We start from the raw sequence: 17429 nt of genomic DNA, 5'->3' as shown, positions 1-17429 counted from the left end.
AGCCGCTGGAAAGCAATACTTCATCCAGGGTGTGGGCTGGAGTGTGGGTTGGCAGGTTTTTCCAAACCCCAGAAACGACAAAGCCCTGAATAATAAGGCCTTTGTCGTATAAAGATGGCGGAGGCGATGACACCTTCTATCGTGTCTTAATTCCCTACAAACCATCCTGGCCGATCATGATCTCAGTGAGCTTTTCGCTCAGCAGGTTCCAAGCTTCTTTTTTCTCTTCGGCATAATCATGATGTAAGTAGTGACGGCGGACCCGGGAACCTGCCAGCACGTGGTTCTGGCACCGATCTATCACGTCAAGGCTTATGCCCCAGGCTTGCATCATGGTTGCTCCTGTTCGTCTCAAGTCGTGGGGTGTCCACTCCCCATTCGCACCACCGGACAGCACCAGGGTGTCATCATGTCGGCGACGGGAAAGCGGTCTGCGATTTTTGAAGCGTGATTGGCGGTCTCCCACCTGTTTGCTGACGACCTTGAGATCGACATGACCATCATGATGCTTTGCGGGGAAGCACCATTGAGAGTGTCCCGTGAGCAGCCGAAGCTTGCTGAAATAGTGGATCACAAACGCAGATAGGAACACGTGGTGGTCCTGCTTCTTTCCCCGGCTGCCTTTGACGTTTGCCACGGGAATAAACCAGACGCCATTTTCCAAATCGACGTTTTTCCATTCAGCCTGAAGTAGTTCACCGATCCGGCATAACGTTCCTAAACAGATCCAAAGCGCAAGCTGGGACTCTGGTTTGAGTGGGCGAATACCATCGTACTTTTCGCCGGCAGGTAGTGCTGCGTAGTCCGCAGTCATTGTTTGAAAACGGTGGTGTAGTTCTTGAAGTTCGCTAGAGGAGAGGATCCGAGTTCGCTCCTCCTGGTAGTCACTGGGTACAAGCTTGTTGATTTCGACCAAGTCTGCTGGGTTTCCGTCAATCAGCAGCGTTCGCCATGGCTGGCGCTTCTGGGCCCACCCGAACATCTGAACGGTATCCGAAAAAAGACTGATGGCTTGACGAGTAGCGCCACGAGCCATTACGGACCGCACCAAGTTCCGCAGGTCATGCTCACTGATTGAACTGATGACTTTAGAGCCAAGAGTAGGGTAAAGATCTTTCGCGAACTTTCTCCGTAGCTCGGCATTACCATCCTTGCGTGCCACACCATCGCGAAGCCATTCTTCCGCCAGGTCCAGCAGCGTTAGCTCCTTAGACTTTTGCCGATCGGCCTCCGCGAGTTGTGCAGCCAGTTCCGCTTTTTGCCTGACCTTCCCGGCGCGCTTGTTTTCATTAGGATTGATCCCTTTGGCTACAAGGTCTCGCGCTTCGTTGCGCTCCTTGCGGATTTCGGTCAACGACTTGTTTGGCCAGGTGCCGCAGGAAAAGCGGGTGTAAATACCTTCCCAACGAAACTGGAAGTAAAAGGGGATGGCGACACCTTTTTTGCGGAGTGAGACCCTGCCTGAGAGGCTGCCTTCGTCGCGTATGACGGTGCCGACATCTTGCTCGGTCAGTGCTTCTAGTTCTTTGGCGGTGAGCTTGGCCATAATCAATCTCCTGAGAAATTTACTCCCACATTTACTCCCACAGATTTGTCAGCTAAGGGTAGGTCACGATAGCGGTCGTTGGAAGAGTGAATCGCTAAAAGTCCATATTTTAATGGGCTTTAGGATTCTATAGAGGTGCAGTACGAACCATGGATGTCTAGTGCGTAACTGTATGGGGTGCAAGGGGTCGAGTGTTCGAATCACTCCGTCCCGACCATATATTCAGTGAATAAGGCCATTTCCGAAAGGGATGGCCTTTTTCATGTGCGTGATTTTTATGTAGATTCTTAGGTTTCTACGTTTTCTGAAATAGCCAACCTACCTCTGCGCCGCAGTCAATCACTCTCTTTTGGAAAATGCCGACTTTGCAATTAGTTGCTTTTTGAGTGTGGCTAGGGCGCAGCGAATTATTTTAGCCGCATAGGTCTTTTCGTAAGGGCAAGCTTCGATAAATCGGCAAGCGTTATCGAAAATAGCACCGTTACAAGTAAGGGCGTGAAGGCGAGCCGACTTGATCGGGATGAAATACGGAGTGGTATGAGTTATGGCATCAAATGATGCCCTAAAGTGCCATAGTAATTTCAGGAGTAAAGCAATTCGGTTTTTTTAATTTTCGCTGCTAACTCTAGATTCTTCCTCTCTCCATTTGCGCCTGAGTGAATTTCTCGATGGCAATTCGGGCATATCGCTGCGACAAACTGAGGATGGTCCAAGCCACCATCTGAAACTCGATTAATATGATGCGGTTCCAGATAAGGTTGCCCATCAACTTTTAGAAAGGGGGCCGTAGTACTACAGCTCTCACATACACCTTTCGAACGCATAATCACGTAGTGGGCCACCACGCGGCTTCGTTGGTAAATGTTTCTTTTACTTACACTTGGGTTTATTCTCGGTGCGCGTTGAGTCACTGAGAGGGCGGCATTTCGTGCTGCGATTAGATCGGACTCTAAAGGAAATTCATTATGTTCTGATGGTAATCGGTTCAGCGCGTCGTCAGTTATCGCTTCAATTCGGCTCAACCGGAAAACAATAGTGCTGCGCAAATCGCCGTCCTTGTCGGCTTGTTCGCTTTGGAAAAATCCCTCACAGACGAATTCGCCGTCAAAGCGATGACCTTTACCTTTTGCTAATGACTGAAATAGATAGAGCGATTTCCCAGTCTTAACATGCTCGGCAATGGCCAGGTTTCCTTTTGTTAAGGTCATAGGCCCTTTCTGGCCTTCACCGGTATAGAGAAAGGTATTGTCATCCAGCCAGTCGTCCAGGTAACCATGCTGCTCACCCGCTTCACCGGTGAAAATAAAAATCGCAGGATGAGTTGAAGACGGAGCAATCCCTGACTGGTGACTCCCACCAAATGGTCCATGGATTTCGGTTTTTCGGTCATACACCGCACCTCGTTCGAAGTGAAGGTCCAGGATCGAAGCTGGTGGGTGGAGGATGGCTTCAGTCTGAAATCCAGCTTTACGTAAATAGCGTGTCGTTTCAAATGCGCCTGAGAAAGACTGCTCATCCTTTGCTGAGGCCAAGGCCACAATTTTTTTTGCAGGATAGCGCTTGCCCGCAACCGTTATGGCGGAGTGATAGCGACGATTGGTTTCCCAGCCTATCCAGTTGGACTGATGCCTCAGATTTTGATCGAATTCATTGATTGCCCACTGGACCCGTTCCTTCGGCGTTGCTTTCGTCACTGTCAGACCTTTCCTGCGAAAATGTAGGAAAAGCATGGTGCTGCAATATCTTGATTAATTTCAAGTGGCCATCACGAAACGTCTGTCAGTATGTAAATCTGTCGCCCCTTTTAGCTCCATCGATTTGCTAGTTTTCCGGCCCTTCTTTACGCGCTGTAGTCCATTTCCCAATCGTGTTTTTGCCGCTTCCAGCCGTTGCGTTCCTCTCCATCGCTCTCTAATCTTTCTGCGCTGTTGTAAGTCCGGCAGCTCTACGTGGGGCACATTTGTGTGCGCCGGGTTCGTTGCTTACTCGGTCTGTCAACCTGCGTATAGCTGCCACCTGGTCGTTTGATCGCTACGCTTGAACGGCGTGACGCAGCAAGTAATTCCGGACTTCCCAGCAAATGCCGAGCTCGGCATTTGTGAGTAGCACTTCTCCTCCAGGCGATACTCCGCCAGAATGCGCGCACATTTCGATTTTGATGATCGGTCCAACGCATGGAGCGACTAGGTGCGTCATTTACTAGCGGCAATTGTGCTCGGTTTTTCCTGCTCTCTGCCCGCCTTGGCGGGGGATGGCCGCGCCGTGGAACCCACGTTCCTCGGAGTAATCGTTACCTCGTCTCTGGCCGTGACGCTGTTTCCCGTGACCCTTACCGAGGACGCGGAAGCCAGCAGCCGAAATAGCAGCAAAAACCAGGATAGAAAAATCGTAGACGCCCGCAATGACGCGGCGGCCTACGTGGCAAGCGACGGCGCCATTCTGGGCGTGGAGCTGCAAGCTGCCTTGTCAGCGCTGCGGCCCGCAAGCACGGTAATTACTGAGGACGAGATGCAACTGGCGAGGGCGATCCTGGCCTATCAACCAGCGAACTAAAGTCCTGGCTAAAGCGCATTTCTCACAACGAATTTGCAATCCGTTACATCCAAACCTCAGCCTTTCCCTATTCCCTGTAGGCTCTTTCCCAATCATACTCCCGCCGCACGCCAGCCATTGCGCCGGCCCAGTCAGCGCTCTAGTCTCCTCCGCGTCGTTGCTCATCAACGACCGGCTTTGACAGGCCGTCCCTGACTCTTGGCGCACGTGCACCCTTTATGGCGGCTGTACGTGGGGCACACTCGTGTGCGCCGAGTTCTAGAGTCCTCGGTCTGTCAACCCGCGTACCGCTGCCACCTTCTTGTTTGACAGCAGGTCTGTAGCAGCCTCATCGACTCTAGAGGTTCATCATGCTCAAAATCGTCCCAGACCCACCCCACCACACCCCCCAAACCCTCGAAGATATCCTCATTCAACTCTCCGAATACCTGCTCTGCGCACAGACCGTATCGCAGCACGCGGTGCTACTTCATTCCCAAGCCCCCCAGCAGATGCTCAGCCTGGCGGCCGTGCATGAGATAGAACACGCGCGGGAGTTGGTGGAGGTGGCGTTGAGTCGGGTTCAGGCTGTTCACTGATGGGGTAGGAGGGGGCTTGGGTGCTATGCGACCGCGTAGCGGTCGTTCGCGGGTCAAGCCCGCTCCTACAGGGTTTTGTGGTGTGCATTCGGCTACGGCGGTGTCTGCATTCGCTGGCAAGGCCAGCTCCTACAGGGTTATGCGGCGCCTGTAGAGCCCCCACACCTCCTGAAATTGGCAACGCTGCAGGAGCATTTTGGATGGACAAGGATTCGATTGCACCCGCCACAAACGCGATCAAAACCATCGGCGTCGGCACCTTCGGCGAAGGCGAAGCAGCCTCCAACGCCGACCGGCTGTTCCGCGTGCAACCCGGTCACAATGCGCAGTTCGCGCTGGAGCAAGCCGCCGCGCTGATGAGCTGCGTGTACAAGCTCACCCTGCAAGCCGGCACCCAGCAGGACGCCTCGCTGATCTGGGCCGCGCACTGCCTCAGCGGCATGTCAAAAGCCCTGGTCGAGGACGTGGCTCACGCCATGCTCACCGACTAGTCACCCCGCACAGCAGCGGGCGAAGGGCGCCGATGCTGCCCCTCGGCCGCGGCAAGGCCGTCACCGATCACCCGCACCCGCGCCATCACCACCTGCGGCTGCTGCATCACCGCAAAGTGCCCGCCCCCGATCATGCGCAAGCTGAAACCACCCTCGGTCACGCGCTGCCAACAACCCAGCGATTCAAAGCGCACCTGCTCGTCACCCATACCGCCAAACGCATCCACCGGGATGTCCAGGCCGCGCACATGCGTGTGGCGATACCCCAGAATCAACTCCAGGTCGGCCTGCAGTATCGGCACCGCCAGGTCCATCATCGCCTGGTTCGCCAGCACCTCCCGTGGCGTGCCGGCAAGGTTCGCCAGGTAATCGCGCAAGGCCTGGTCATTGAGTGCTGGCAGGCCAGCGCACACGGGCAGCCAGTCCGGGCTCTGGCGAGAAGACACCAGCAGGTGCACGGGCTTGCGCACCCCCTGCGCCAGCAACACCCGCGCAGTCTCGTAGGCGAGCAGGGCGCCCAGGCTGTGCCCGAACAGCACCAGCGGCTTGTCGGGCAACGCCTGGCACTGCTCGGCGAACGCCGCGGCCACCTCCGTTACCGAGCGGGCGAACGGCTCGCGCAAGCGCCGGCTGCGCCCCGGCAGCTCCACGGCGTACAACTCGCATACCCCAGCCGCCGCCTGCTTCCACGCAAAGAAGCTCTGCGCGCTGCCGCCTGCGCAGTGAAAGCAGACCAGGCTGACCGGCGCTTCGGCGTCTGCCAGCCACTGCACCAGCGGCTCAGCGGGTTTCATCGAACAGGTCCAGCTCGCTCGCCAGGTACAGCTGGCGCATCTTCGCGCGCTGGATCTTGCCGCTGGTGGTCTTGTGCATGCTGGTGGGCTGCACGAACACGATGCGGTTGAGGGTGATGCCGTGCTGGTCCACCACCGCGCTGCGTACCACCGCCTTGAGCTGACGCGGGTTGTCCTGCAGCCAGCGCTTGATCTCGCGGTTCAGTTCGATGGCCGCCACCAGGGTCTGGCGCTGCTGCTCGTTGTCGTGGCTGAACACCGCGCAACTCTGCGGGCGCACCTCGTCCAGGGCTTCGATCACGGTGTACTCGATGTCTTCGGGGTGCAGGTTGCGGCCCTCGCAGATGATCAGGTCCTTGAGCCGGCCACACACGTACAGCTGGCGGTCGTCGGGGCCGACAAAACCCAGGTCGCCGGTGCGCAGGTAATCCAGGGGGCTGCCATCGTCGATCCGCGCTTTGAAACCCGCCTCGGTCGCCGCCGGGTTCTGCCAGTAGCCCTGTGCAATGTTCGGCCCGCGTAGCCAGATTTCGCCGATGTGCCCAGGCGTGCAGCGCTGTCGGCTGGCCGGGTCGACGATCGCGATTTCCACCTCCCACGATGGCTCGCCACACCCCACCAGCTCCTGCGGTGCCCCCGCATCCACGGGCACCACCACCGAGCATACCGGCCGCCCCTGCGGCCCGCCGCTCACGAACAGCGTTGCCTCCGCCAGCCCATAGCACGGCACAAACGCGCTGGCCCTGAAGCCATGCCCCGCATACTGCTGCGCAAAGCGCGCAAGGCTTGCCGGGCGAACCACGTCGGCGCCGTTGAGGGCGTGGGTCCAGTGGGACAGGTCCAGGCCCTGCAGGCGTTCGGCGTCGTAACGCTCCACCGCCAGGTTGTAGGCAAAGTTCGGCCCCCCGGCCAACCGCACCTTGTACCGCGCAATGGCCTGCAGCCAGATCAGCGGCTGACGCACGAAGGTCGCCGGCGCCATGATCACCGTGTGGTTGCCCAACACGATGGGCAGCAGCTGCCCGAGTATCAGGCCCATGTCATGGTGGTGCGGCTGCCAGGTGACGAAGTCGCTGGTGTGGTCCAGCGCCCAGCTGTCGCGCATCATGCGCAGGTTGGCAGTGATGTTGGCGTGGCTCACCCTCACGCCCTTGGGCGCCGAGGTGGAGCCGGAGGTGTACTGCAAGAAGGCGACGCGCTGTGGGTCACGCTCCGCAGGCCGGGCGAACGTCAACGGTGCGTCGCAATCGTCAGTAGGGCTCAGCATCGCCAGCGCCGCCGCCGGGGTGCCGGCAAATGCCTGCTGCAGCATTGCCTGTTCGCTTGCGGCCACCAGCAGCAGGCAGCTGCCGCTGTCATGCAGAATGCTCAGGCAACGCTCCACCCGGCGCCGGTTCGGCAGGTTGACGGGGACGGCGATGCGGTCGGCGATCAGGCAGGCCAGAAAGCTTGCGATAAAGTCCAGGCCCTGCGGGAAGAACAGCGCCACGCGATCACCCGGCTCACTCACGGCCTGCAACTGGCGGGCGATGGCGTTGGCCCGCCCCAGCAACTGCTGGTAGCTGACCTGCTGCTGTTCTTCCCCCTGGTCGTCGAGCAGGGTGAACAGCACCTTGTGCGGGTGCACCCAGGCGCGCAGCGCCAGGCTATCGTGCACCGCCAGCAGGCCGGTGGCACTGGCCAGTTCCTGTGGGCTCAGGCAGCTTTTGTCAAACATGCGCGGCCTCCCCACGGGCGGCAATCGCCGCGATGGCGAGGGCCAATTCGGCGATGGTCGGGTGCTCGAACACCAGGGTCGGCGACAGGCGCAAGCCAAACTGCTGCTCCAGGCTGCCGATCAGTTTCATGCCCGCCAGCGAGCCGAGCCCGAACGCACCCAGGGGCGTATCCAGGTCGATGTCCTCGGGTGGCAGGTCCATTTCACAGCAGATGAATTCGCTGATGCGCGTTTGCAGCGTCTCGACCAGGGTCATGGCGTTGTCCTTGAAGGGCAGAGGGGAGGGCAGAGCAGGTTGAGCAATTGCTCCGTGGGCATGGGAATGGGCAGCTCGGGCCGGCAGCGCTGGCGCCAGTGATTGAACAGCCACAGCGAGGCATCGCCCGGCTGTTGCCATTGGTTGAGGCCGGCGAGCATGTGGGCCTGCAGTGCGCGGCGTGCGCAGGTGGCTTGGGTCGCGGGGTTGGCAGCGTCGCCAAGGCGGTCGCGCAGGGCGGCCTGATCGCCGCCGCTGTCGCTGAGGTAGAAGGCCTGCATCGCCTCGGCCTGTTCGTTGCGCAACCTGTCGAGCACATAGCCGGGCGTGCGGCTGGCGAACTCGGGGTAGCGCCAGTCCGTCAACGGGCGATGCTCGGCCTGTGTCATGCCGGCAAGCTGCTGCTGACGCTCGACGGGCAGGCCGGCCTCGCTGCCCAGCAGAAACACGCTGCCGCACACCACGAAATCCACCCCCATATCGAACATCGCCTGGGCGCTGGCAGGGCTGCCGATCAGGCCGCTGGCGCCGATCTTCGGCCCGCAAGGCTTACGCCGGGCCAGCGCTGCCAGCAGCAGGGGCAGGTGTGTATCGGCAGCAATCACCAGCGCATCGGCGTCAGCCTCCAGCTCATCGATGCACTCGACCCGCACCTGCCAACGCACCCCAGGGCAGCGCTCACGCAGGGGCTGCCAGTGGGCCGGCACCTCGATGCAGGCCAGTGTCTGGCCCGCCAGCCAATCAATCAGTGCTGAATCTGCGCGGCCATGCAGGCGGATACCGAAACGGCCGCCCACCTGCGGCTCGGCATTCAGGCGCAGCACACGGGCCTTCAACTGTTTTTGGTCCAGGCCGTGACTGTCGATCAGCCCCATGGCCCCGTGGCGTGCCAGTTCGCTCAGCAGCGCGGGGGCGTCAGGCGCAATCACCAGCACAGGGCGCGCAGGGGCATTCGACCGCTCAACGGCAGGCTGCTCACGAATAGCCTTGAGCATCCCACCCAGAATCGCAGGCTGGCCGATCTCGACAAAATCCTCGACGCCCTCGGCCAGCATCCGCTCGATCACCTGCTGCCATTGCACCGGGTGGGTCAGGTGTGTGGACAGTGCCTCCACCAGCCCGTCGCGGGTATGCGGGCGCGCGTGCACGTTGGCGATCACCGGGAATGCCGGTTCGCGAAACGCTCCGCTCATGCGTTGCAGAAAGTCCCGAAACGGTTGCTCCACAGCGGCCATGTGCGCGGTATGGAAGGGCCCGCTCACCTTCAGCGCAATGGCCCGAATCCCCCGCGCTGTGCAGTGCTCCAGCAACTGTTCAAGGGCTGCCAGCGTGCCCCCTACGATGATCTGTGTGGGGCTGTTGATATTGGCGATGGCCAGGCCTGCATCCGGCCGTTCGTCCAGCAGTGCCTGCACCCGCTGTCGATCGTGGCCCAGCACCGCCACCAGCCCGCCGCCCTGCACCTGGGCCATCAACCGCGCCCGCTCGATGACGATGCGCAGGCCCAGGCTGAAGTCCAGCGCGCCGGCAGCGGTCAGCGCCGCGTACTCACCCACGCTGTGCCCGGCCGCAACGCTGGCAACGGCGCCATCCTCACGTGCCGCCAGGTAGCCAAGCCACGACACCACATAGATGGCCGGCTGGGTGAAGGTGGTGAGGTTCAACTGCTGCTCGGGGTCTTCCAGGCACAGACGCTCGATCGAGTAACCCAGCACCGCATCGGCTTCGGCCACCAGCGCCGGAAAACGCGCGAACAACGCCGCGCCCATGCCCTTGCGCTGGCTGCCCTGGCCCTGAAACAGCCACGCCTTCATGCGCTCACCTGCTGGCGCACAAGGTCGAAGGCGCGCATCTGCATGCCCGCCAGGCGCAGTGCGCAGCGGCCATCGGCCGTGCACAGGGCCACATCGAAGGTCATGCCCTGGCGCTCGACAATCAGCTGCCGCGCGTCTCGCAACGCCTGGGGATCAAGCGCCAGCGTGCGAATGCGATAGGGCAGGCTGGTGCCCGCCGCCGTGCTCAGGTGGGTCAACAGCGCAGCCCACAGCCGGTAGCCGTCCAGGCCCTGAGGCAGTGTCGCCTGCACACCCTCTGCCGTGACGGGCAACGCCTGCAATACCGGCGCGGCAGCAACCGCAGCCGCGGTCTCGACCTGCAGCAGCACCTGCCCGTTCACACTCACCTGCCAATGCCGTGGGGCGCGGGTAAAGTGCAGTGTGTCGCTTGCCGCAAGGGCAACCGGCGGGCCAAAGCACACATCGTTCCAGTGCAGCACGCTGCTTGGCTGGGCCACATGGTCCACCAGGGCGGCCAGCGCCATGCATGAACCCGGCAGCGCCGCGCCAGGCGCCCAGCAGTCGAGCCACGCCTGTGCCGGCGTGGCCGGCGCAGGTGCTGCGACGGCTGCGCTGTACCACACCCGCTCCAGCCGCCAAGGGTAGGCCGGCAAGGGATACTTGTGTGGCCGCGGTTCGTCGCCATACAGCGTGGCCCAGCCCGGGCTCGGCACTTTGCCGGCCACCCAATGCGCAGCCCATTGCTCGAGCAGTGCACGGTCGGCCCGGCCACTGCCTGCCTCCGGCGCCGGTTTGCCGGTCAGCCCATCAGCGCTGTGCCACCGGGTATCCGAGGGGCAATCAGACGACCCCAGATACGCCCGCAGCTGTTCGAACAACGCCTCGCGGCTATCGACCACCACCGCCAGCCGCCGCACCATCGCATCGCGCCCCTCCTGCAGGCTGCGGGCGATGGCCGCAAGGCTGGCCGACAGGTCGCCCGGCAACGCATTCAAGCTCTCCAGCCGTGCCGCCTCTTCAGGCTGCACCGCCGCTTCGCCCACCAGCCGCTCCACCACCTCTTCAAGGCTTACCGCACCGCGCCATGCATCGATGGGTACGTCCAGTTGCAGGGCGTCCAGCGCCTGCTCCAGGCAACCTACAAAATCCTCGGCGTCCACCTTCAGCTCGGCAAGCCGGGTGGCCACACCGTTGCCTGGCATCAGCCCCAGCAGGTCGCGCAGACGTTCGTCCAGCGCCTGGCGCAGCGCGCCGCCGGCATCGGGCAAGGGCTCGCCAAAGGCCGCCAGCAACTGCCGCGCACGGGCGCGCAGGCCGTCTTCATCCTTGGCCGACAGCAGCACCAGATACGGCTGGCCGTCGGGCACGCCAGGGCTGTCGCTCCCCCTGTCGGCAGCCTTGAGCACCACATGCGCATTCACCCCGCCAAACCCGAACGCACTCACCCCGGCCAGCAGCGGTGCATCTTGTTCGCCCATGGAATGCGTGGCATCGGGCAGATAGAACGGGCTGCCCGCCAGCTCGATCTGCGGGTTGAGCGCGTCATGGTGCAGGTTGCCCACCACCTGGCGATGCTGCAGGCACAGCAGGCTCTTGATCACCGAGGCAATCCCGGCCGCGGCTTCCAGGTGGCCGATCTGGCTCTTGAGCGCGCCCAGTGCGATGGGCGTGCCGGCCTCGGTCATGGGCAGGGCGTTCTTCAGCGCGTTGATTTCAATCGGGTCACCCAGCGGCGTGCCGGTGCCGTGGGTCTCGATCATCCGCGCCTGGCTGGGGCAATGGCCGCTCTGCTGCCAGGCCCGGGTGATCACCTCGGTCTGCGCCTTGGGGTTGGGCGCGGTAAAACTGTGGGCACGGCCGCCGTGGTTCTGCGCGCTGGCGCACACCTGGCCGTAGATGAAGTCGCCGTTGGCCTGGGCTGCCGCCAGCGGCGCAAGCACCAGCGCGGCCACCCCTTCGCCGCGCACATAGCCGTCGGCACTGGCGGCGAAGGTCTGGCAATGTCCGGCATGGCTGAGCATGCCGGCCTTGCCGAAGGCGATGAACAGCTCCGGCCCCAGCAGCAGGTTGACCCCGCCCACGATCGCCAGCTCGCATTCACCGTCCTGCAGTGCCTGCCGGGCACGGTGCAGTGCCACCAGCGAGCTGGAGCAGGCGGTGTCGATGGCCTCGCTGGGGCCGTGCAGGTCCAGGCAGTACGACACCCGGTTGGCGATGGCCGTCAGCGCAATGCCGGTGCCGCGCCAGGCATCACTGGGCACGCCGTCGCGGCGCATCAGCGTGGGGTAGTCGGCATGGCCCACGCCCACGAACACCCCCACCCGCCGTTTGGCCAACTGGCCTGGCGCGTAGCCGGCATCTTCCAGCGCCGCCCAGGCCGCCTGCAAGAACAGCCGTTGCTGCGGGTCCATGCCTTGCGCTTCGCGAGGCAGAATGCCGAAGAAGCGCCCGTCGAAGCGGTCGACCCAGGGCATGAAGCCGCCGCGCTGGCAGTAGGTGGTCTCTTCCCCGGGGTTCAGCGTGCTGTCGTGGTCGCGCCAGTTCCAGCGCTCGGCCGGCACCTGGCCGACCGCATCGCGGCCTTCGCGCAACAGCTGCCAGAACGCGCGCAGGTCTGGCGCCCCCGGCAGGCGAGCGCTCATGCCGACCACGGCGACCGGCGTCACGACGGGCATGAGACCGGCTCCCGCTCTTGGACGTGGTGTGCGGCGCTGCTGGCATCATAGGTGTGGGCGATGCTCAGCAACGGGCTCTGGCGATTGCCGGCCTGGGCCCGCTCGCGACCCTGGCGCAGCTCCTTGGCCAGGTAGTGCAGGTAGGTGGGGCCGTGCATCTCGTAGTTGTTGCGTGGGGTGGCCAGGAACTCGCGCTCGATCACCTTGCGCTCGGCGGCAATATGCGCACGCTCGGCCTCGGCACCGGGGCGCTGGTACGCTCCGGCAAAGTAGTCGGCGGCCACCTCGGCCTGGCGCTCCATCATGTCCAGAAAGCCCCAGGTCACGGCCTGGAACACGCCGATGAAGGCAAGGTTCGGCACCTCGGGCAAAAAGATCCGCTGGTACAGCGGAATGCGGTTTTCCTCGATCTGCAACAGGCTCTGGGGCAAGAACGGGAAGTCGGTGTGATAGCCCGTGGCGTAGATCACCGCGTCCACTTCCTGGCTGCTGCCATCCACGAAGTGCACGGTGTTGCCGTCGATGCGCTGCACCTGCGGCACCACCTTGAGCTTGCCGTCGCCCACGCGGTTGGCGAAGTTCTCCGACAGCGTCGGCAGGCTCGACATCATCAGGTGGTCGGGCTTGGGCATGCCCAGTTGCTTGCGCTTGGCGATCAGCAGCTTGTACAGGCCGGTGAACATCAGCCCGGTCAGCGGGTAGGGCAGAAGCTTCTTCACCCACCAGTCGTTGAGTGGGCCCATCACCTTGTCCACCCGAATGCCGAACAGGTAGTGCGGCAGCACGTACACCCCACGGCGCAGCGACAGGTAGGTCATGCGTGCATCGTGGCTCACGTCCACGGCAATCTGCGCGCCGCTGTTGCCCACGCCCACCACCATCACGGTCTTGTCCTGGTAGGGGTGGCGATAGCGGTAGTGCTTGGAGTGGATGCTGTCGATCCGGGCAGTGGCTGCGTAGTCCGGCAGGTTGGGCGTGTTGTGGTGCCCGTTGGCGACCACCAGCGCGTCGTAGTGGCGTACTTCGCCCGAGCCCAGGGTCACCCGCCAGGTGCCGTCGGCCAGGCGCTCGGTGTGCTGCACCGGGCACTCCAGGTGAATGCTGTCGCGCAGCGCGAAGTGCTCGACGAAGCTGTCCAGGTACGCATGCACCTGGCGGTGCGAGGGGAAGTCCGGGTAATGCGACGGCATGGGGAAGTCGCTGAACTGGTACAGGCCCTTGGGCGTGTTCATGTTCATGCTGTGCCACACCGAGGTGTGCTCGCCCGTGTGGTCGAAGGCCCAGATACCGCCGATGCGGTCGCGCTTGTCGAAGCAGTCGAAGGCCATGTGCTTGCGCTTGAGCGCGCGGGCCATCGACAGGCCGCCGACCCCGGCGCCGACGATGCACACCCTGGGGCCTGGCCCGGTCAGCGGGCGAATGGCGGCCACACCCGGTGCGGCGTGGCTTGGCGAGTTGACGCGAGTGTGCTCAGTCACAGGTTGGGTCCTTTTTTTTTAGGGTGGGTGAGGCTCGACAGAAACTGCGCAGTGCGCGTATCGCCCAGGTGCCGGTTGTGTTCGGCGCAGTCCTGCAACACGCCGTCCACGCCCCGGGCCAGGGCCCGGCGCAGGTTGGCGACCATCAGGTCGATGCTGTCGCGGTCGATGTTCAGCGGCGGCAGGTAGCGCAGGCAGTGGTTGTGGATCGGGCACACGGCTGCCGCCACCCCGCCTTCGGGGTCGCGCAGCAGGCTGCCCCACAGCAGGTAGCCGAAGCTGCGCTCGACAAACGCCGGGGTGCCGGCCAGCTCCAGCTCCACCGTCAGCAGCAGGCCCTCGGCGCGCACTGCGCGAATCAGCGGGAACGCCCGTTGCAGCTCCAGCAGGCGCTGGTGGAAGTACTCCCCCTGCGTTCGCGCATGGGCCAGCGCACCCTCGCGCTCCAGTGCCTGCAGGCAGTTCAGCGCCAGGTGTGCGCTCAGCTGGCTGATGCCGCGCCCCTGCAGGTCGGCCACGCGCTGCGGTTGTCGCTGGGCGCCAGCCTGGGTCACGGCCTCGCTGCACAGCACCACGCCCATCGGCAGCAGGCTGTCGCACAGCGCGCTGCCCAGTGCCACGATATCCGGCTGCGGCACCTGTGCCTGGCTGTGCAGAAAGCGCCCGGTCATCAGGTTGGTCTGGGTTTCGTCGATGCCCACCAGGTAGCCGCCGGCGTCGCGATGGCGCTCGATCATCGCGATCAGGTGGGGCGGCACCGGGCGCGAGGCATTGGCATCGACCTGGATCGTCTCGAACCACACCAGGGCGATTTCGCCGCTCAGCAGGTGGCCCTGCAACTGCGCCTCGGCGTCTTCGGCCAGCGGGTCGATGAACACTGTATGCGCATGCAGTGGCTCGAACGGCGCGCGGAAGATATCGAAGCCCAGCGTGTGCGAGGCCGCGGCGCTGAGCATCGAGAACCCCAGCCCGCCGCTCAAGCACAGCAGTTTGTGACGTTCGCCCCTGGCCGCCAGCAGGCCGAGGGTCAGCGCGGCCTCCACGGCGGTGACGTTGCTGGAGGCCGGCAGCGCCATCGGCAGGCCGGTGTTGTGCTGCAGCAGGCCTTGCAGCTCGCCCCAGTAGTCGCGCCGGGTGTCGTGCTGGCGCGCGACCTGCTCGATCACATCCAGCGGGTTGAGGCCGCGCGGGCAGGTGCCCACGTTGACAAAGCAGTCGATGATTTCCCGCGAGGGTTCGCCATCGTGCATCAGCCGTGAGCGCACCCCGCGAGCCTCGTGGAAGCGCCCATCGAAGCCGTGCATGCGGGCGATCTTCGCGTAACCGCGGTTGCCGTAGCACAGGTGCGCCTGGTAGGTCGCTTCGCTGCTGCTGGCGATACGGCGCAGTTCGCGTTGTTCATCCACGCTCAGCCCGGCGGCGAACTGCGCCATCAGGTGTTCGAAGGCCAGCTTGAACGGCAGGCCGAAGTTGCTCATCACATGGCGCACATAGCTTTCGTTGGGCGTCATCAGCCACGGGTTCTTCACCCGTTCATGTACCAGGCAGGCGCCCAGCGGCGCCTGGAACCCGCTCAGGCCCTCGCCCAGCACGATCAGGTCGGGGCTTTCGCACAACGCCAGCAACGGCCAGTGCCCGGCCTGCCGGGCAGGCTCCACCACCAGGCTGAGAATGCCGCTGCCGGCCAGCTCGCGCAGCCAGGCATCGCAGGCCTCGGCGTTGGCGTCGGCGGCCTGGATGCAGGCCACCGCCGCCAGTTGCTCGGGCCCATGCTGGCGCTGGTAGGCCAGCGCCTGGGCAAGGCTCGCCACCACCCGGATGCCGGGTACCAGCGCACTGGCATCGGCGCGCTGCAGCGGGTTGAAGTAGCGCGCCCAGTAGCCGCTGTCGTCGATCAGCAGCAGTTCGCCCTGGCCGTCGGGGGTGCGGTTGCGTGCATGGTGGCGGGCCAGGCGCAGGGCCGCATCCAGGGCTTCCTCCAGCGAAGTCATGAAGTAGCTGCGGTAATCGGCAGGCTCGCGCTTGCCGCGCTTGGCCAGGTGATTGAGCAGCAGGGCGGTCTGCGCGGCGGGCGCCGACAGGATCGCGCAGTGGCCCTGTTCGCCCTGGCGCACGTAGTCTTCCAGCGTCTGCAGGGTGTGCGCGGTGGCCGGCTGAAACACCGGGGGCACGGGGCGCCGGGCCGGGCCTTCGGGAGTTGGCAGGTTGTGCAGGAACTCCAGCAGCAACTGGTTGTAGCGTTGGTGATGGGTAAAGCCCAGCAGGTGCCCGGCGCCCTGCACCTCGATCAGTTCGGCATGCGGCACGGCGTTGGCGATCAGCGCCGAATAGGCCGGCGGCTGATAGGCATCGTCGCTGGCGCAGATGATCCTGCACGGGCAGTGCAGGTTGCCCAACTGCGGGCGCAGGTCGAAGTCGCCGATCACCTGCTGGTAGGCCGGCAGCGCTGCCATGTTCCAGCCGCGGTTGAGGGTCATGAAGCGCGGGCTTTTCTGCAGCTCGCCCATCAGTACCGGGAAGTTCGACGCGCCTTCGCTGAACGGCGAACTGACGCTGATGCACAGCCCTGCGCAGCGGTGCGGGTGGGCCAGGGCAAAGGCCTGGGCCAGCACGCCGCCGAACGAATAGCCGATCACCGGCAGCGGCTGGTCGATACCCAGCTGATCCAGCAGCACCACGATATCGGCCACCAGGTGCGCAATGTCGAACGCAGGCGGCAGCTCGGCCTCGCCGCAGCCGGGCAGGTGCAGCATGATCAACCGGTGACCGCGCCCCAGCGCCTGCAGTTGCAGGCGCCACATCACGTCGTACTGCATCACCAGCCCGCCCAGCATCAACACCGGCGTGCCGCTGCCATAGGTCGCGCATTCCAGGCGCGGCGCGCCGGGTCGGTGGATCTGCACCCGCGTGGCCTGCTGGCACAGGCTGAACTGTTCGTCGAGCAGGGCCTGGCTGGGCTCGTACTCGTTGCTCGCTTGCGTGCCCTGGACCACCGCCGGGGCAGCGGGGGCGAGGTGCTCATAGCGTTGCCACAGCGCCTCGATGCTCAAGGGGCCTTGCGTAGCGGGTGTGGCCACTGCGCCGGCAGCCACGGGCGCAACCACCTGCGCCATCGGTGGCGCCGCAGCCACAACCGGTGCGGGGGCGGGCAAGGGCGCACTGTCGCCGTAATGCTCGAGCAACTGCCCGTGATGGTTGGCCAGCAGGTAGCCGCAGAAACTCTGCAGGTTCTGGAATTCGAAGAACACCGTCGGTGGCACGCTGATGCCGAAGCGCTGGGTGAACAGCGTGCCGATTTCGGTGGAGGCGATGGAGTCCAGGCCGTAGTCCATCAATGCACGCGTGGGCGAAAAGTCCGCCGGGTCGATCTTCAGCACGCCCAGCAGCAGATCGCGCAGGTCCTCCAGCAGGCGCTGCTCCAGCGGCGGCGCGGCGCCGGCATCCAGGCTGTCGAGCAGCAGCAGCGCCTGGCGCGCACTCAGCGCGCCGGCATCCGGGTCGCCCGTCAGGGGCAGGTGGGTCGGTTGGTTCATGGTCGGTTCCCC

12 protein-coding genes are annotated in these 17429 nt (G+C 63.6%); 3 read left to right on the top strand and 9 right to left on the bottom strand.

Annotated elements, in window-relative coordinates; translation table 11 throughout:
• Positions 1–154: 154 nt before the first annotated feature.
• Both KH389_RS17175 and KH389_RS17170 read right to left on the bottom strand, forming a co-directional pair.
• Positions 155–1546, bottom strand: a complete 1392-nt coding sequence (locus tag KH389_RS17175) for a tyrosine-type recombinase/integrase (RefSeq protein WP_213605870.1) — start codon at positions 1544–1546, stop codon at positions 155–157.
• A gap of 581 nt (positions 1547–2127) precedes the next feature.
• Positions 2128–3240, bottom strand: coding sequence for an HNH endonuclease (locus KH389_RS17170; protein ID WP_244988643.1), 1113 nt, complete (start codon positions 3238–3240; stop codon positions 2128–2130).
• 493 nt (positions 3241–3733) lie between these two features.
• Between KH389_RS17170 and KH389_RS17165 the strand changes: the two genes are divergently transcribed.
• The 3 genes from KH389_RS17165 to KH389_RS17155 all read left to right on the top strand — a co-directional run bounded on the left by KH389_RS17165 (position 3734) and on the right by KH389_RS17155 (position 5168).
• Positions 3734–4099: a DUF2388 domain-containing protein gene (locus KH389_RS17165; protein WP_213605868.1), complete on the top strand. Its 366-nt coding sequence runs from the start codon at positions 3734–3736 to the stop codon at positions 4097–4099.
• Positions 4100–4449: 350 nt separating this feature from the next.
• Entirely contained in the window at positions 4450–4677 is a 228-nt protein-coding gene (locus KH389_RS17160) for a hypothetical protein (RefSeq protein ID WP_213605867.1), read from the top strand.
• A gap of 200 nt (positions 4678–4877) precedes the next feature.
• Complete coding sequence (locus KH389_RS17155) at positions 4878–5168, top strand: DUF3077 domain-containing protein (protein ID WP_078481921.1); 291 nt, start codon at positions 4878–4880, stop codon at positions 5166–5168.
• Here KH389_RS17155 and KH389_RS17150 read toward each other — a convergent pair.
• Genes KH389_RS17150 through KH389_RS17120 form a run of 7 tightly spaced genes read right to left on the bottom strand, consistent with a single transcriptional unit; the run spans position 5165 to position 17417 of the window.
• Positions 5165–5962, bottom strand: coding sequence for a thioesterase II family protein (locus tag KH389_RS17150; RefSeq protein ID WP_213605866.1), 798 nt, complete (start codon positions 5960–5962; stop codon positions 5165–5167). The two genes, KH389_RS17155 and KH389_RS17150, sit on opposite strands and share 4 nt — an antisense overlap.
• Positions 5949–7679 carry a fatty acyl-AMP ligase gene (locus KH389_RS17145; RefSeq protein WP_213605865.1) on the bottom strand — a complete coding sequence of 577 codons (1731 nt, stop codon included), beginning with the start codon at positions 7677–7679 and terminating at the stop codon, positions 5949–5951. The genes KH389_RS17150 and KH389_RS17145 overlap by 14 nt, the downstream gene beginning before the upstream one ends.
• Positions 7672–7935: an acyl carrier protein gene (locus KH389_RS17140; RefSeq protein WP_043860793.1), complete on the bottom strand. Its 264-nt coding sequence runs from the start codon at positions 7933–7935 to the stop codon at positions 7672–7674. Before KH389_RS17140 ends, KH389_RS17145 begins: the two co-directional genes overlap by 8 nt.
• The gene (locus tag KH389_RS17135; protein WP_213605864.1) at positions 7932–9749 is read right to left on the bottom strand and encodes an acyltransferase domain-containing protein; all 1818 of its coding nucleotides are present in this window, start codon (positions 9747–9749) and stop codon (positions 7932–7934) included. Before KH389_RS17135 ends, KH389_RS17140 begins: the two co-directional genes overlap by 4 nt.
• A complete protein-coding gene (locus tag KH389_RS17130; RefSeq protein ID WP_213605863.1) occupies positions 9746–12406 on the bottom strand; it encodes a beta-ketoacyl synthase N-terminal-like domain-containing protein in 2661 nt (886 codons plus the stop codon). Before KH389_RS17130 ends, KH389_RS17135 begins: the two co-directional genes overlap by 4 nt.
• On the bottom strand, positions 12394–13884 hold the full coding sequence (locus KH389_RS17125; RefSeq protein WP_213605862.1) for a flavin-containing monooxygenase: 1491 nt from the start codon (positions 13882–13884) through the stop codon (positions 12394–12396). Before KH389_RS17125 ends, KH389_RS17130 begins: the two co-directional genes overlap by 13 nt.
• On the bottom strand, positions 13881–17417 hold the full coding sequence (locus KH389_RS17120) for an alpha/beta fold hydrolase (protein ID WP_213605861.1): 3537 nt from the start codon (positions 17415–17417) through the stop codon (positions 13881–13883). The genes KH389_RS17125 and KH389_RS17120 overlap by 4 nt, the downstream gene beginning before the upstream one ends.
• Positions 17418–17429 lie beyond the last annotated feature (12 nt).

It is taken from the genome of Pseudomonas qingdaonensis (assembly GCF_018398475.1).
GTDB lineage: Bacteria > Pseudomonadota > Gammaproteobacteria > Pseudomonadales > Pseudomonadaceae > Aquipseudomonas > Aquipseudomonas palmensis.
This window is presented reverse-complemented; position numbering and strand designations above follow the sequence as displayed.